This is a genomic window from Geothrix mesophila (assembly GCF_022808835.1).
GTDB lineage: Bacteria > Acidobacteriota > Holophagae > Holophagales > Holophagaceae > Geothrix > Geothrix paludis.
Genome location: NZ_JAKZLD010000001.1, coordinates 724,090 through 738,530, shown reverse-complemented (window position 1 = coordinate 738,530; position 14,441 = coordinate 724,090). Strand labels below are relative to the sequence as shown.

Genomic DNA, 14,441 nt, shown 5'->3' with positions numbered 1-14,441 from the left:
TCAGCCCTTCATGGGGATGTGCAGGCCGATGGCTTCGGCGTGGTCGCGGGCGCTCTCGTAGCCGGCGTCAGCGTGGCGGAAGACGCCCATGGCGGGGTCGTTCCAGAGGACACGGCTGATGCAGCGGTCGGCGCGCTCAGTGCCGTCGGCCACGATGACCACGCCGCTGTGCTGGCTGTAGCCCATGCCCACGCCGCCGCCGTGGTGGAAGCTCACCCAGGAGGCGCCGCCGCCCACGGCCGTCATGGCGTTCAGCAGCGGCCAGTCTGAAACGGCATCGGAGCCGTCCTTCATGGCTTCGGTCTCGCGGTTGGGGCTGGCCACGGATCCGCTGTCCAGGTGATCGCGGCCGATGACGATGGGCGCCTTCACCTTGCCGGTGCGGACCAGCTCGTTGAACTTGAGGCCGGCCAGGTGGCGCTCGCCGGCGCCGATCCAGCAGATGCGCGCGGGCAGGCCCTGGAAGGCGATCTTCTCCTTGGCGGCCTTGAGCCAGCGGATCATGCCCTCGTTCTGGGGGAACAACTCCATCATGGCGGCGTCGGTGACCGCGATGTCCTCGGGATCGCCCGAGAGGGCCGCCCAGCGGAAGGGGCCGATGCCCTTGCAGAAGAGGGGGCGGATGAAGGCGGGCACGAAGCCGGGGAAGGCGAAGGCGTTCTCGCAGCCGGCCCTCTGGGCCTGGGCGCGGATGTTGTTGCCGTAGTCGAAGGTTACCGAACCGCGGCGCTGGAACTCGATCATGGCCTCCACGTGGGCGCGCATGGACTGGAGCGCCCGCTGCACGTAGGCCTCCGGCTGGTCCTTCCGCATCACGGCCGCCTGATCGAGGCTGAGACCCGCGGGGATGTAGCCGTTGTACTCGTCGTGGGCGCTGGTCTGGTCCGTGACGAGGTCCGGCTGGAAACCGCGCTTCAGGATCTCGGGCAGCACCTCGGCGGCGTTGCCCAGCAGGCCGATGCTGCGGGCCTCGTGGGCGTCCACGTACTGCTGGACCAGGGCCAGCGCGGTGTCGAGGTTGTCCGTCCATTCGTCCAGGTAGCGGGTGTCCAGGCGCTTCTGGATGCGCGTCTGGTCCACTTCGACGCAGAGGGCCACGCCGCCGTTCATGGTGACGGCCAGGGGCTGGGCGCCGCCCATGCCGCCCAGGCCGGCGGTCAGCGTCCAGGTGCCCGCGAGGGTGCCGTTGAAGTGCTGGCGGGCGGCCTCGGCGAAGGTCTCGTACGTGCCCTGCACGATGCCCTGGCTGCCGATGTAGATCCAGCTCCCGGCGGTCATCTGGCCGTACATCATCAAGCCCTTCTGATCCAGCTCGCGGAAGTGCTCCCAGGTGGCCCACTTGGGCACCAGGTTGGAGTTGGCGATGAGGACACGTGGCGCATCCGGGTGGGTCTTCACCACGCCCACGGGCTTGCCGCTCTGCACCAGCAGCGTCTCGTCGTCGTTCAGGTGCTTCAGTTCCTTCACGATGGCGTGGAAGCAATCCCAGTTGCGGGCCGCCTTGCCCAGGCCGCCGTAGACCACCAGGTCCTCGGGGCGCTCGGCCACCTCCGGATCCAGGTTGTTCATGAGCATGCGCAGGGCCGCCTCCTGCACCCAGCCCTTGCAGTGGAGGTGGGAGCCGCGGGGCGCGGAGAGGACGGGGGCATCGGATGCGGTGGTCATGGGGGACTCCGGCGGAGGGCCCCTAGTGTCCCACGGCGCGCCCGGGACGGCGATCAAGAGCGTCGGAGGAGACCCAGGGCCCGTCGCAGGTCGGCCCTCATGGCCGCGGGGGAATCCGCGTGGTGGATGCTTCCGTGTCCCGGCAGCACCCAGGCGAAATCGAAGGCGAGCAGCCTTTCCAAACTGTCAAGCTGCCGCGCCCAGCTGTGCCAGTTGTAGGTGCGGGAGGCGGAGAGGCGCCCCTGGACCGGATTCCACCACAGGTGGTCGCCCGTGAAGAGGACGTCCCGGTACAGCAGGCAGACGCTCCCGGCCGTGTGGCCCGGCGTGGGGATGAGAAGCAGGTCCTCCGCCAGCGAGATGGGCTCGTCGCCTTCCACCAGGCGCTCCAGTCCGGTGAAGCCGTCCGCCACGTGCATGATCCGTTCGCACTGGAACCGGGCGTGGTAGGCCGCATGGTCCGCCACATCATCCCGGTGGCTGAGGACCATGGTTGCGACGCCACCCAGGGTCTCCAGGTTCTTCATGAGCACCTCGGAGGCCCGGGGGGAGTCCACCAGCACATTGCCCCCGGGCCGCCGGATCAGGTAGCTCCAGGCCCCGAAGCTCTTCTCGCTGGTGTAGCCGCAGAAATAGACATCTTCCGCCACGGGATGCGGGAAGGCCTTCGTCGCAGCGGGAACGTCGGTCCGGTCGTCGGTCCCGATGGACCCCACCGGGCAGGCCACCAGGGCCATGGCGGCCCGCAGGCGTGCCTGGGCATCGCCGGGCTGCGCATGCACCCGCGCGCGGTCCTCGCCGCCCTCGAAGGTCTCCGGGGCGAACTGGTAGCAGGTGCCGCAGTCGATGCAGGTGCGGTCCACGAAAAAGGGGCCTGGGACATTGTCAGCTGGGACATCCGTACGGCGGGCCATGGCGCCTCCCGTGTCCTTGGATGCTAGCGGCCCACCAGACGCATCATCGATTCGGGGTAGCGGGCCCCCGCGGCGGCGCCCGGCGGGAAGAGGCCGCCGAGTTCCACGAGCTCGCCGGGGCAGAGCACGTGGTCCAGGGCTCCCAGGTTCTCGTCCAGGCGATCCCGCCGCTTGGTGCCGGGGATGGGCACGACGTCGCCCCCCTGGCCCAGCACCCAGGCCAGCGCCAGCTGGGAGGCAGTGCAGCCCCGGGCGGTGGCCATGTCCTGGAGGCGGGCCACCAGGTCCAGGTTCTTCTGGAAGTTCTCGCCCTGGAAGCGGGGCGAATTCCGGCGGTAGTCGTCCGGCTCGAAGTCCTCGAAGCGCTTGATCTGGCCCGTGAGAAAGCCTCGGCCCAGGGGGCTGTAGGGCACGAGACCCACGCCCAGCTCCCGGCAGGCCTGGAGCAGCCCGCCTTCGGGATCGCGGGTCCACAGTGAATACTCGGATTGCACGGCGCTGATGGGGTGCACCGCGTGGGCCCGCCGCAGGGTGGCGGGGCTCACCTCGGACAGGCCCAGGAAGCGGACCTTCCCGGCCTTCACGAGCTCTGCCATGGCGCCCACGGTGTCCTCCACGGGGACCTCGGGATCCTGCCGATGCTGGTAGTAGAGATCGATGACCTCCACGCCCAGGCGCTTCAGGCTGGCGTCGCAGGAGCTGCGGACGTAGTCGGGGCGCCCGCAGACACCTCGCGCGGTGGGATTGGCCGGGTCGCGCACGATGCCGAACTTGGTGGCGAGGACCACCTTGCTCCGCACCGGAGCGAGGGCCCTACCCACCAGGACCTCGTTGGTGTGGGGGCCGTATACGTCGGCCGTATCGAAGAGGGTGATGCCCCGGTCGACGGCGTGGCGGAGGGTGGCCGTGGATTCGGCATCATCGCGGTGGCCGTAGAAGTCCGACATGCCCATGCAGCCGAGGCCGAGGGCCGACACCGTGAGTCCCTGGGTTCCGAGGGCGCGGGTGAGCATGAGGACCTCCTTGGATGCGGCTGGAAAGCCGCGAAGAAGAAATACTCTCGCAGAGAAAAGAATGAGAAGGCAGAGGCCGCAGCGGAAGGTTATTCCTTCGCCTCTGCATCCTCCGCCCTCTCGGCGACCCTCTGCGAGCGCTTTTGTTTGCCCGCTCAGCGGTGTTCGACGACGTCCTTGGCTTCGAACCGCACCTTGGGGGTGGCGGCGTACTTGTCGTCCGCCGCGCGGTAGCCCAGGGGGCAGGCGCTGATGGTGGTGTAGCCGGTGCCCTTGAGGCCCAGGATCTCGTCGTACTTGGCGGGCTCGATGCCCTCGAAGGGGCAGGCGTCCACGCCCAGCAGGGCGGCGGAGGTCAGCAGGTTGCCCATGGCGATGTAGGTCTGGCGGGCGGCCCATTCCTGGATGACGGCGTGGCGGGGGCCCTTCACCAGGTCGCCCACCATGTAGCCCTTGTAGCCGGCCAGGCTCTCGGTGGAGACGCCACGCACCTCGGCGATGCGAGCCACGAAGCGGTCCACGTCGGCCTCGGTGATGTCCTGCTTGGCGGTGAGGACCACCAGATGGCTGCAGTCCTCGACCTGGGACTGGTTCCAGGAGGCGGGACGCAGCTTGGCCTTGAGGGCTGGGTCGGTGACCACGATGAACTTCCAGGGCTGGAGGCCGTAGCTGGAGGGCGTAAGGATCAGAGCCTCTTCGAGGCTCGCCCAGTCTGCGGGAGAGATCTTCCTGGCAGGGTCGAACTTCTTGGTGGCGTACCGCCAGTTCAGCTGTTGGAGCAGGCTATCGCCTGGAATGATGCTCACGGTTACCTCGGATTCAGATGTGGGAATGAGCTTCAGATGGACCGCTGGATGCGGGTCCGCAGCTGGTCGATGGGCATGGAGCCCACGATCCGGTCGATCGGTTCGCCATCCTTGAAGATCACCAGGGTCGGCATGCTGAGGACGTCGTACTGCTCGGAGAGGGGGGTGAAATCGTCCACGTTCAGCTTGGCGAAACGGACCTTGCCCGCGAGCTCCGCGGCCAGAGTCTCGGTGAGGGGAGCCAGCTCGCGGCAGGGTGCGCACCAGGGGGCCCAGAAGTCCACCACCGTGTAGCCATGGGCGACGCCCTCGGTGAAGGTCTGGTCGGTCAGGTGCTGGATGAGATCGGACATTCGGAGGCTCCTGCGGAACCCCTCCAGGTTAACGGATCTGGAGGGGTTCCCGGTCATGACAATCGCTTCGGCCTCGCCGTGGCCTTCGTCAGGCGCCCTTGGCCCAGCGCACGGAGGCCTCGGCCAGGCGCTGGCCCAGGCGCATCGCGCTCCTGCGGTCCGCCTCATTGGGCTCGACCTCAGGGGCCACCTGGCCGGCCTGGGCCATGAGGCCACTGAAGCTGCCCAGGCGGTTGATGCCCTCCTCGCTGCCGGGCAGGTCCGCCGTGCCGATCCACACCATGCCGTGCTGCATGGCGAAGATCATCAGCGACTGGAGGGTGTTCAGCTTGTCGCCGCTGGGGCTGCCGCTGATGGTGAATCCGGCCGCCAGCTTGTCCTTCCACTTGCGCTCGTACCAAGGCTTGGAGCTGGCGTCCATGAAGGTCTTGAAGGGGCCGCTCACGTTGCCCATGTAGGTGGGGCTGCCGAAGGCGATGGCATCCGCCGCCTCCAGGTCCCCCCAGTGCGCCTCGATGTCCTCGACGGGGATGAGTGTGGCCTTGGCGCCAGGCACAGTCTCGGCGCCGGCCTTGACCTGCTCGGCCAGCACCTTGGTGTGGCCGTAGCCGCTGTGGAACACGATGGAGATCTGGGTCATCTTTGGCTCCTATCTGGACGATTGCATTCAATCCGCCCGTGACCCAAACTTAGGGAGCTTACATTCCAAAAGAAAGTAGGCACTATTTCGGAAGGTAGGAACCTCATGGTTCGTAAAGCCTGCTCCCTCGAACCCAATGTCCTCAGCGCCCAGTGCCCCACGCGGCAAGCTCTGGACCTCATCGCGGACAAGTGGACCACGCTGCTCATCTACCTGCTCGCGAAGGGGAAGCAGCGCTACGGCGACCTGCACCGCCAGGTGGGCGGCATTAGCCAGAAGATGCTGACGCAGACCTTGCGGAAGCTCGAGCGGGACGGACTCGTGTCCCGGCATGTCTATCCAGAGGTGCCGCCCCGTACGGAGTACGAGCTGACAAAGCTGGGTCACACGCTGATCGGGCCCCTCGGTGCCCTGTGCGAGTGGGCCGGCACGCACCTGTCCGAGCTGGAGCAGGCGCGCAAGCGTTACGACCACCTGCAGAAGAAGCCCCCACTCAGCGCCTGATGCTGTCCGGGGGGGAGGCTCCGCCCCTGCGAGCCGCGCAGCGGAAGCAGGCGCCTCGCGGGAGCGAGGCACCAGGCGGAGGCCTGCTCGCTTCGCTCGCGATGTCCCCCCGGGCCCCCGCGCTTCGGCCGGGCGAGGCCCGCCCTCAGCGCCTGACGCTGTCCGGGGGAAGATCCTCCGGGGAGTCCAGGTCGTGGGCGCCCTCGGGGAAGGGGAGGCTCCGTGCGGCTTCGCGCAGGAGGATGGCCTTGGCCCCCGCGTCTCCCCGCAGCGCGAGGAGCTCGGGGAAGCAGCGCCTGGGCAGCACGGCCGGAATGCCGAGGGTGCCCGCGTAGGCGCAGGCGGCGGGGCGGTCGGTATCGGCAATGGCCAGGGCGATGAGGCGGCGCAGGAGGGCGACGTCCACAGCGGGCTGGTCCACCGTGAGGACCAGGACGGCCGGAGCCTCCGGCGGCAGGGCGGCGATGCCCGCCCGGATGGAGCTGGCCATGCCTTCCGCGGCCTCGGGGTTGATGACGGGCAGCACGGCGAGGTCCTCGAGCCCCGGGTTCCAGTCCCCCACCACGGCGATCACCGGGCTGCACCCGGCCTCCAGGGCGACCCGCGCGGCGCGGCGCAGGAGGGTTTCGCCTTCGTAGGGCAGCAGTGCCTTGGGGCCACCCATGCGGCGGCCCGCGCCGGCGGCGAGGATGATGGCGGCGGTCACTGGGCCGACACGGTGGTGCGCGTGGCGCGCAAGGAGCCGCCGGTGCGGCCCTGGAAGGAGGCCTGGATCTCTGCCAGCACCGCCAGGGCGATGGTCTCGGGATCCTCCGCACCCAGGTCCAGGCCCACGGGACTGTGCAGGCGGTCTCCGGGGAAGATCCCTTCCGCGGCGAGTTCCTCGCGGATCTTCGCGCTGCGGGCGCGGCTGCCCATGAGGCCGAGGTAGCCGGCTCCGGAGGCCGCCAGCGCGCGCAGGGCCTCCAGGTCTTTCAGGTAGTTGTGGGTCATGAGGACCACGGCGCTGCGCGCATCCAGTCCCAGCCCAGGGATCCGCTGGGTCGGGTGGCCCGACAGGACCGCGTCCGCCTCGGGGAAGCGCTCAGGCCGCGCGAAGGCGGGGCGGTGGTCCAGCAGGCCCACGCTCCAACCCAGCTCCTTGGCCATCCGCACCAGGGGCCGGCTGTCGTCGCTGGCGCCCAGGATCCAGAGGGCGATCGCCGGAGTGAAGGTTTCGGTGAAGCCGGACGCCGGCGCGTCCGGCTGGGTGGGGATGCTGCGCATCCCCAAGTGATCGGGGGTCAGGTCGGTGTGGAGGGTGAGGGGGGTTCGCGAGCCTCGGGCCTGCTCGACCCAGGCCAGCCACTCGGGCGGCGCGGCGGGATCGATGCGCTCCACCAGGACGTCCAGCAGGCCCTCGCAGCCGCTGCCGCTGCCCCAGACGAGGTCGGCGTCGCCCCGCAGGTCGTAGCGGAGCAGGCGGGGCCGGCCATCGGTCAGGGTCTCCCGGGCACGGGCCATGACCTCGCCTTCCAGGCAGCCGCCGCTGAGGGAGCCGCGCAGCACCTCCTGCCCGTCCGTGAGCAACCGGGAGCCGGGGCGGCGGTAGCTGGAGCCTTCGACGCGGACGAGCGTGGCTAGGGCCACGGGTGTTCCGCGGTCCCGGACGAGCGCCAGGATGTCCTGGAGTTCCTTGTGCATGAGGGGATTATGCCTTGCCGGGCGAAGATCAAGCCTTGCGCAGCGCTGGAGGGAGGAGCGGCAGGCTGCGCAGGCGCTTACCGGTGGCCGCGAACACCGCGTTGGCCACGGCGGGCGCCAGGGGCGGCAGGCCCGGCTCGCCCACGCCGCCGGGCGGCAGGTCGCTGGGCACGATATGGACCTCCACCTTGGGCATGGACGGCAGCAGCAGGATGGGATGCTCCGCGAAGCTGGAGGCGGTCACGCGGCCATCCTTGAGGGTGATCTCGTCGTAGAGGGCCGCGCTGAGGCCGAAGGCGATGCCGCCCTCCATCTGGGCTTTGACGTTTCCGGGGTTCAGCGCCATGCCGCAGTCCACGGCGCAGACCACGCGATGGACGCGGATGCCGCCGTCCGCTTTGGCTTCCACCTCCGCCACCTGGGCCACATAGGTGCCGCAGTCCAGGTAGGCGTGGGCCGCGATGCCATGCCCCCATCCCTTGGGCATTTTCCGCTTCCGCCACCCGGCCTGGGCCGCGGCCAGTTCCAGCACGGCGCGGTAGCGGGCGGGGTCGAAGGTGTGCTGGCCCAGCTTCAGGGACGCCTTCGGAAGGTGCGCCAGCCGGAAGGCCAGGGGGTCCTTGCCGGCCGCGTGGGCCAGCTCGTCCAGGAAGCACTCGGTGACGAAGGGGTTGAAGCTCGCGGGCACGGCGCGCCAGAACCAGATGGGTACGGGCGTGTCGCTCTGGCCCCACTCCACGTGCAGGTTCGGGATGTCGTAGGGCAGGTCCGCGGCGCCCGCCAGCTCCACGGCTTCCGGGGGCCAGGGGAAGTGGTTCGAGGCGGCGATGGAGGGCCCCGCGAACCGGTGCATCCAGGCCACCGGGCGGCCCTTGGCATCCAGGCCCGCCTCCAGCTCGTGCAGGGTGGCGGGGCGGTAGCCGTCGTGCTGGAAATCGTCGGGCCGGGTCCACTGCACCTTCACGGGGGCGCCGACGGCCTTGGAGCAGGCCACCGCGTCCGCGATGAAGTCCGCCATGGCCCGGCGGCCGAAGCCGCCGCCCGCTAGCATGACCTGGATCTCGATCTGGTCGGCCTTCAGGCCCGTGATCTGCTCGACGGCGGGCAGGGCCATGCCCGGGGCCTGGGTGGGTGCCCAGATCATGCAGCGGCCGGACTTCACGTCGGCCACGGCCACCATGGGCTCCATGGTCGCGTGGGCCAGGAACGGCGCATCGTAGGTGGCCTTGATCCGTTTGGCGGCCTTCGGCAGGGCCTGGGACGCGTCGCCCACCTGGCGCACCACCTTGCCGGGCCTCTTGAGCCGCGTCTCGTACTGCCGGCGGATGGAGGCGCTGTCCAGCTTGGCAGCCGGCCCTTCGTCCCACTGCACCTTCAGCGCCTCGCGGCCTGCGAAGGCCGCCCAGGTGTCCTCGCCGAAGACCGCCACGCCGCTGGGCACCTCCAGTACCTGCTTCACGCCGGGTACCTTCAGGGTCGCCGAGGCGTCGAAGGACTTCACCTTCCCGCCGAACACCGGGCAGCGCTCGATGCTGGCCACGAGCATGCCGGGCAGGTGGAGGTCCGTGGCGAACTGAGCCTTGCCTGTGACGATATCCGGGCCGTCCAGGCGCCGGGTATTTTTGCCGAGGATCCGGAAGTCCTTGGGGGCCTTCAGGGGCGGCTCCGGCGGCGGCGTGAGCTTGCCAGCCCGGGCCGCCAGGTCGCCATAGGCCAGGCTCCGCTTCGTGGGTGGGTGCTGGATGTGGCCGTCCCGGGCGAGGCACTCGGACTTGGCCACGCCCCAGGTGTCCGCGGCGGCCTGGAGGAGCATCTCCCGGGCCTGGGCGCCCACCTTGCGCAGGGCCTGGGTGGTGGAGAGCGTGGTCTGGCTGCCTCCGGTGACGCCGAGATCGCCGAATCTCGGTGCGGTGGAGGCCTGGAGGATCTTCACGCGAGACCAGTCCGCCTCGAGCTCTTCGGCGATGGCCATGGTCATGCTGGTGCGGACGCCCTGGCCCATCTCAGTGCGCGTGGCCCAGACGGTGACGGTGCCGTCCGGGTCGATGCGGAGCATGCCGCTGGGCTGGAAGGCGGATTCCGGGGCCTGGGCCGTCGCGCCCTTCAGCCGCACGGGCAGGGCGAAGGCCAGGGTCAGGGCCCCGGTGGTCTTGAGGAAATCACGGCGGGTGGTGCTCATGGGGCCACCTCCTTCCGCTGGCCCGCGGCCCGGTGGATGGCCTCTCGGATCCGCAGGTAGGTGCCACAGCGGCAGACGTTCTCGCCCATGGCCTGGTCGATGTCCTTGTCCGTGGGCTTCGGATGCCTGGCCAGCAGGGCCGCGGCGGTCATGATCTGGCCCGTCTGGCAGTAGCCGCACTGGGCGACGTCCACCTCGATCCAGGCCTTCTGAAGGGGATGGGCGCCATGAGGATCCAGGCCCTCGATGGTGGTGATGCGCTTCGCGCCGACGTCGCTCACCGGCGTCACGCAGGACCGCACTGCCTCTCCGCCCAGGTGGACGGTGCAGGCGCCACAGAGGCCCTGCCCGCACCCGAACTTGGTGCCCGTGAGCTTGATGCGGTCGCGGAGCACCCACAGCAGGGGCATGTCCGGGGATGCTTCAACCGTATGGGATTGGCCGTTGATCGAGAGCGTGTACTCCGCCATGGGCACCTCCATCTGGGATGGCGGCCCCCATGCTACGCCTGTTTGATGGCGAGGGTGCGATATGAAAAACTAGATCAATCCATCCTCAATGGGAACTTTCCGGATCCGCTTTCCCGTGGCCGCGAAGACCGCGTTCAGTACCGCCGGGATGGCCACCGGCACCGGGGGCTCGCCCATGCCGGATGGGGCTTCGGCGCTGGGGATCACGTGGGTCTCGACGAGGGGCATGTCCGCCATGTGGAGCACGGGGAAGTCGTGGTAGCCGGTCTGCACCGTGCGGCCCTTCGCCCAGGTGATCTGGGAGAACAAGGCGGAGAGGCCGAAGGCGATGCCGCCCTCCACCTGGGCCTCCAGCCCGGCGGGGTTCACCACCAGGCCGCAGTCCACGGCGCAGGTCACCTTGTGGACCTTGAGCCGGCCCTTCACCACCGAGACCTCCGCCACCTCGGCGGCGTAGGTGCGGCCGTCGTAGGCGTGGCAGGCGAGGCCCAGGCCGTGGCCCGCGGACAGCTTGCGGCCCCAGCCGGCCTTGGCGGCAGCCACCTCCAGCACCTTCTTCAGGCGCCGGATGTCGGCCTCGTCCCGGCCGAACTTGACGATGCTCCGGTCGCCCAGCAGGTCCAGTCGGAAACGGAGTGGGTCTTTGCCGAGCGCGTGGGCCACTTCGTCCAGGAAGCACTCCCGGGCGAAGACGTTGGGCACGATCTGGATGCCGCGCCACCAGCCCAGGGGCGTGGGCGCCTCCACCTCCGCGAAATCCACCGCGACGGCGGGGATGGCGTAGGGGATGTCGTAGGCGCCGTTGGTCTCCGTGGTGGCCTGCGAGGGCGCCTTCTGGCCTCCCAGCCAGGACCGCAGCACCGCCGGGCCGGCGATGCGGTGGGTCCAGGCCGCGAGGGCACCCGCGCCGTCGATCCCAGCCTTGAGGCGATGGAGCGTCGCGGGGTGGTGGAGGTCGTGGCGCAGATCGTCCTCCCGGTCCCACACCACCTGGATGGGCCCGCCCCCGGCGGCCTGCGCCACCTGGGCGGCCTCGGTGCTGAAGTCCGTGCCGAGCCGGCGCCCGAAGCCGCCGCCGATGAGGGCGACGTTCAACTTCAGCTGCTCCGGCTTGAGGCCCAGGGCGGTGGCGGCCCGCTCCTGGGCCCGGTTCGGCGACTGGCTGCCCATCCACATCTCTGCCGCCCCCTCGCTCAGGGCGGTCGTGGCGTTCATGGGCTCCACAGTGGCGTGGGCCTGGTAGGGGAAGCTGTACTCCGCCTCCAGCACTTTGGCCGCGGCGGCCAGGGCCTTGGCGGGATCGCCTTCGCGGCGGGCGTCGTCGGCGGGGCCCGTGAGGGCGGCTCGCATCTTGGCCTCGAGCGCAGGGGAGCTGAAGTCCCGCGCGGCGCCCTCTTCCCAGGTGGTCGTGGCGGCCAGGGCATCCCGGCCCTTGAAGGCGGCCCAGGTGCTGTCCGCGATGACGGCCAGGCCCGTGGGCACCTTCACCACGGCCTTCACGCCACGCACAGCCTTGGCCTTGGCTTCATCCCAGGCCTTCGGCTGCCCTCCGATCACGGCGCAGCGCAGCACAGCGGCGAAGCGCTGGCCCGGGCGGCGCACATCGAGGCCGAAGACGGCCTTGCCGGTGACGATGGCCGGGCCGTCGAAACGGGGCGTGCGCTTGCCGACCAGGCGGTAGTCCGCGGCCTTCTTCAGCGGGGCGTCCTTCGGCACGGGCAGCTTCGCCGCGGCTTCGGCGAGGTCGCCATAGCCAAGCTTCTTCCCGTCAGGTCCCAGCACGAACCCCTTCTCTGTGCGGCACTGGGCGGCTTCCACCTTCCACCGGGCGGCGGCGGCGGCCTTGAGCATCTCGCGGGCGGCTGCTCCGGCTTTGCGCAGGGGCGTCCAGGTGGTGCTCACGCTGGTGCTCCCGCCGGTCTGCATGGACTTGAAATCCGGGCCGGGCTGGCCGGTGACGACCTCGACCTTGGACCAGTCGAGGTCCAGTTCCTCGGCCACGGCCAGGGGCAGGGCCGTGCGCACACCCTGGCCCATCTCCGTCTTGGGCACAGTGATCTGCGCCGTGCCATCGGGGCGGATGGCCAGGAAGGCGTTGGGATGGAAGACGGTCTTGGCGGCCTCTCCAGGCCGGGGCTTGGCTTCGAGGTGGAGGCCCAGCACGAGGCCCGCGCCCGCGGCGCCGGTCACCTTCAGGAAGTCGCGGCGGCTGGTCATTTCACACCTCCGGCGGCGCGCTTCACGGCTTTGCGGATGCGGAGGTAGGTCCCGCAGCGGCAGACATGGTCGGCGAAGGCCTCGTCGATGTCATGGTCCGAGGGGTGAGCCTTGCGCTTGAGCAGGGCGGCGGCGCTCATGATCATGCCTGGCTGGCAGTAGCCGCACTGGGCCACGTCTTCGGCGATCCAGGCCTTCTGCACGGGATGGGAGCCATCCTTCGACAGGCCCTCCACGGTGACGATGGTGCGCCCGGCGGCCTCCTTCAGGGGCGTCTGGCAGGACTTCACGGCCTGGCCGTCCAGGTGCACGGTGCAGGCGCCGCAGACGCCCTGGCCGCACCCGAACTTGGTGCCGGTGAGTCCGAGGTTGTCCCGGAGGACCCAGAGAAGCGGCGTGTCGGCGTCGACGTCCACGGTGCGGACGCGGTTGTTCACGGTGAGCTGGTAGGCGGGCATGGCAGCTCCCTCAAATATCGTGTGGCGAGGCTTCCACCCTACGCCGCCGGAGGCTCCGCCGCAACGGCTGGCAGGTCCTCTGGCGCACCCGGGGCCTCGTGACGCTATGCTGGGGAACCCCCCCTGGAGAACCCCTGATGCGACCCTTGATCGCCGCCCTCCTGTCCTTCGCCACCATGGCCCTGAGCGCGGGCCCCAAGCCCCAGGTAAAGCTCACCACGTCCATGGGCGTGATCGTGATGGAACTGGAGCCGCAGGCGGCGCCCCGGACCGTGGATAACTTCCTGAAGTACGTGAAGAAGGGTCAGTACAACGGCACGATCTTCCACCGCGTCATCCCCGGGTTCATGATCCAGGGCGGCGGCTACGTGGACTACCTCGGGAAGAAGCGCACGGATGCCTCCATCCCCAACGAGGCCGACCGCGCCCTGGCGGCGGGGCTCAAGAACAAGCGGGGCACCGTGGCCATGGCGCGGACGCCGGATCCCCACAGCGCCGCCGCGGAGTTCTTCATCAACGTCGTGGACAACCCCTCGCTGGACTTCAAGGGCAAGGCCAACGACAAGACCTGGGGCTACTGCGTGTTTGGCCGGGTCATCAAGGGCATGGACGTGGTGGACCGCATCAAGGCCGTGAAGACCAGCAACAAGCGCAGCGACTTCCTGAACCTGCCCGTGAAGCCTGTGCTCATCAAGGAAGCGGTGCAGATCCAATGACGGCCAGGGCCTCCGCGGGCGCACTCAGCTTCCGCAGGCTGCGTTCGAGCCGTCGGCGGTAGCGGGGCCGCAAGTCGGTGCCTGAGGGCTCGAATTGGGCCCGATCCCAATCGAGGACCAGGGCACCGCCGCCGGGAGGCAGGAGGATGTTGGTGGCGTTCAGATCGGGTGACCACAGGCCCCACTCACCAAGCGCGGCGATGGCTCGCCGGATGTCCTCGGCCCGCTCGAGGCTCAGGTCCCACCGGCGCGGCCAGGCTTCGCCTTCGGCCAACCGCGTGAAGAGCACACCTTCCACTCCGAGTCCGCTGGGGCGCCACGCATAGCCAAGCGGCTCCACGGTGGGGAAGCCAGCCTCCCAGAGGCCGCGATGAACCGCGTGCTCCGCGGCGAACCGGAGGTGGGTGCGGTAGGTCCGTTCGTTCAGGTGGCGCAGCAGGCCGCCGCGGCGGTAGGGACGCATCACCAGGTCGCCGACGCGCAGGATCCCCCCGCGGCCGAAGGCGCCCTCCAGGGGGACGGCCTCGCCGGTGATGAGCTGTCCACCCGGCGTGCAGATGCGCCAGCCGCCGCCCAGACCGGGCAAGTCGAGGTTGATGCGGCAGCCCAGAGGCTTGAGCGGCTTGCCGGGTTCGTACGGCCACGAGGCCGGCAGGGGAGGGACGATGTAGGGGTCATGGATCATGTGGATTCCAGCTTGGCGGGTCCGCAGGTGGAAGGCAAAGGATGTGTCTTGATGACGGTCGGAACGAGCCCGACGACAGCTGTCAACTGGCACCGCAGGCGGGAACCTGCCACCAAAAATCAGCACGGACCCAAGTGG

The 14,441-nt window shown here is 69.6% G+C and carries 15 protein-coding genes; 2 read left to right on the top strand and 13 right to left on the bottom strand.

All coding sequences use genetic code 11. From position 1 onward, the window contains the following. From hutU to MLG87_RS03435, 6 genes are all read right to left on the bottom strand, one after another. On the bottom strand, positions 1–1,665 hold the full coding sequence (gene hutU, locus MLG87_RS03460) for a urocanate hydratase (RefSeq protein WP_243293816.1): 1,665 nt from the start codon (positions 1,663–1,665) through the stop codon (positions 1–3). Between the two features lie 53 nt (positions 1,666–1,718). Continuing rightward, positions 1,719–2,579, bottom strand: coding sequence for an MBL fold metallo-hydrolase (locus MLG87_RS03455; protein ID WP_243293815.1), 861 nt, complete (start codon positions 2,577–2,579; stop codon positions 1,719–1,721). A 23-nt stretch (positions 2,580–2,602) separates the two neighbouring features. Next, positions 2,603–3,592 (bottom strand): aldo/keto reductase, encoded by a 990-nt coding sequence (locus MLG87_RS03450; protein WP_243293814.1) that lies wholly within the window; start codon positions 3,590–3,592, stop codon positions 2,603–2,605. A 155-nt stretch (positions 3,593–3,747) separates the two neighbouring features. After that, the gene (locus tag MLG87_RS03445; protein WP_243293813.1) at positions 3,748–4,398 is read right to left on the bottom strand and encodes an NAD(P)H-dependent oxidoreductase; all 651 of its coding nucleotides are present in this window, start codon (positions 4,396–4,398) and stop codon (positions 3,748–3,750) included. 32 nt (positions 4,399–4,430) lie between these two features. Next, entirely contained in the window at positions 4,431–4,751 is a 321-nt protein-coding gene (trxA, locus tag MLG87_RS03440) for a thioredoxin (protein WP_243286053.1), read from the bottom strand. A gap of 88 nt (positions 4,752–4,839) precedes the next feature. Next, positions 4,840–5,391 carry a flavodoxin family protein gene (locus MLG87_RS03435; RefSeq protein ID WP_243293812.1) on the bottom strand — a complete coding sequence of 184 codons (552 nt, stop codon included), beginning with the start codon at positions 5,389–5,391 and terminating at the stop codon, positions 4,840–4,842. Between the two features lie 105 nt (positions 5,392–5,496). Between MLG87_RS03435 and MLG87_RS03430 the strand changes: the two genes are divergently transcribed. Further along, positions 5,497–5,895 carry a winged helix-turn-helix transcriptional regulator gene (locus tag MLG87_RS03430; protein ID WP_243293811.1) on the top strand — a complete coding sequence of 133 codons (399 nt, stop codon included), beginning with the start codon at positions 5,497–5,499 and terminating at the stop codon, positions 5,893–5,895. 145 nt (positions 5,896–6,040) lie between these two features. Here the strand turns inward: MLG87_RS03430 and MLG87_RS03425 are convergent, their stop codons facing one another. From MLG87_RS03425 to MLG87_RS03400, 6 genes are all read right to left on the bottom strand, one after another. After that, positions 6,041–6,601 (bottom strand): nucleotidyltransferase family protein, encoded by a 561-nt coding sequence (locus MLG87_RS03425; RefSeq protein ID WP_243293810.1) that lies wholly within the window; start codon positions 6,599–6,601, stop codon positions 6,041–6,043. Further along, a complete protein-coding gene (locus MLG87_RS03420) occupies positions 6,598–7,578 on the bottom strand; it encodes an XdhC family protein (RefSeq protein WP_243293809.1) in 981 nt (326 codons plus the stop codon). Before MLG87_RS03420 ends, MLG87_RS03425 begins: the two co-directional genes overlap by 4 nt. A gap of 28 nt (positions 7,579–7,606) precedes the next feature. Further along, entirely contained in the window at positions 7,607–9,757 is a 2,151-nt protein-coding gene (locus MLG87_RS03415; RefSeq protein WP_243293808.1) for a xanthine dehydrogenase family protein molybdopterin-binding subunit, read from the bottom strand. Continuing rightward, positions 9,754–10,227 (bottom strand): (2Fe-2S)-binding protein, encoded by a 474-nt coding sequence (locus MLG87_RS03410; protein WP_243293807.1) that lies wholly within the window; start codon positions 10,225–10,227, stop codon positions 9,754–9,756. Before MLG87_RS03410 ends, MLG87_RS03415 begins: the two co-directional genes overlap by 4 nt. A gap of 69 nt (positions 10,228–10,296) precedes the next feature. Continuing rightward, the gene (locus tag MLG87_RS03405) at positions 10,297–12,444 is read right to left on the bottom strand and encodes a xanthine dehydrogenase family protein molybdopterin-binding subunit (RefSeq protein ID WP_243293806.1); all 2,148 of its coding nucleotides are present in this window, start codon (positions 12,442–12,444) and stop codon (positions 10,297–10,299) included. After that, positions 12,441–12,902, bottom strand: a complete 462-nt coding sequence (locus MLG87_RS03400) for a (2Fe-2S)-binding protein (RefSeq protein WP_243293805.1) — start codon at positions 12,900–12,902, stop codon at positions 12,441–12,443. The genes MLG87_RS03405 and MLG87_RS03400 overlap by 4 nt, the downstream gene beginning before the upstream one ends. Before the next feature lie 137 nt (positions 12,903–13,039). Between MLG87_RS03400 and MLG87_RS03395 the strand changes: the two genes are divergently transcribed. Continuing rightward, a complete protein-coding gene (locus tag MLG87_RS03395; protein ID WP_341848571.1) occupies positions 13,040–13,618 on the top strand; it encodes a peptidylprolyl isomerase in 579 nt (192 codons plus the stop codon). On the opposite strand, the gene MLG87_RS03390 is transcribed toward MLG87_RS03395, so the two are convergent. Further along, entirely contained in the window at positions 13,593–14,303 is a 711-nt protein-coding gene (locus MLG87_RS03390) for a lipopolysaccharide kinase InaA family protein (protein ID WP_243293804.1), read from the bottom strand. The two genes, MLG87_RS03395 and MLG87_RS03390, sit on opposite strands and share 26 nt — an antisense overlap. Positions 14,304–14,441: the final 138 nt, after the last annotated feature.

Bases quoted from the DNA above. Each gene is read 5' to 3' on its own strand.
- hutU (WP_243293816.1), bottom strand. From the start codon at position 1,665: ATGACCACCGCATCCGATGCCCCCGTCCTCTCCGCGCCCCGCGGCTCC.
- MLG87_RS03455 (WP_243293815.1), bottom strand. From the start codon at position 2,579: ATGGCCCGCCGTACGGATGTCCCAGCTGACAATGTCCCAGGCCCCTTT.
- MLG87_RS03450 (WP_243293814.1), bottom strand. From the start codon at position 3,592: ATGCTCACCCGCGCCCTCGGAACCCAGGGACTCACGGTGTCGGCCCTC.
- trxA (WP_243286053.1), bottom strand. From the start codon at position 4,751: ATGTCCGATCTCATCCAGCACCTGACCGACCAGACCTTCACCGAGGGC.
- MLG87_RS03435 (WP_243293812.1), bottom strand. From the start codon at position 5,391: ATGACCCAGATCTCCATCGTGTTCCACAGCGGCTACGGCCACACCAAG.
- MLG87_RS03430 (WP_243293811.1), top strand. From the start codon at position 5,497: ATGGTTCGTAAAGCCTGCTCCCTCGAACCCAATGTCCTCAGCGCCCAG.
- MLG87_RS03420 (WP_243293809.1), bottom strand. From the start codon at position 7,578: ATGCACAAGGAACTCCAGGACATCCTGGCGCTCGTCCGGGACCGCGGA.
- MLG87_RS03415 (WP_243293808.1), bottom strand. From the start codon at position 9,757: ATGAGCACCACCCGCCGTGATTTCCTCAAGACCACCGGGGCCCTGACC.
- MLG87_RS03410 (WP_243293807.1), bottom strand. From the start codon at position 10,227: ATGGCGGAGTACACGCTCTCGATCAACGGCCAATCCCATACGGTTGAA.
- MLG87_RS03405 (WP_243293806.1), bottom strand. From the start codon at position 12,444: ATGACCAGCCGCCGCGACTTCCTGAAGGTGACCGGCGCCGCGGGCGCG.
- MLG87_RS03400 (WP_243293805.1), bottom strand. From the start codon at position 12,902: ATGCCCGCCTACCAGCTCACCGTGAACAACCGCGTCCGCACCGTGGAC.
- MLG87_RS03395 (WP_341848571.1), top strand. From the start codon at position 13,040: ATGCGACCCTTGATCGCCGCCCTCCTGTCCTTCGCCACCATGGCCCTG.
- MLG87_RS03390 (WP_243293804.1), bottom strand. From the start codon at position 14,303: ATGATCCATGACCCCTACATCGTCCCTCCCCTGCCGGCCTCGTGGCCG.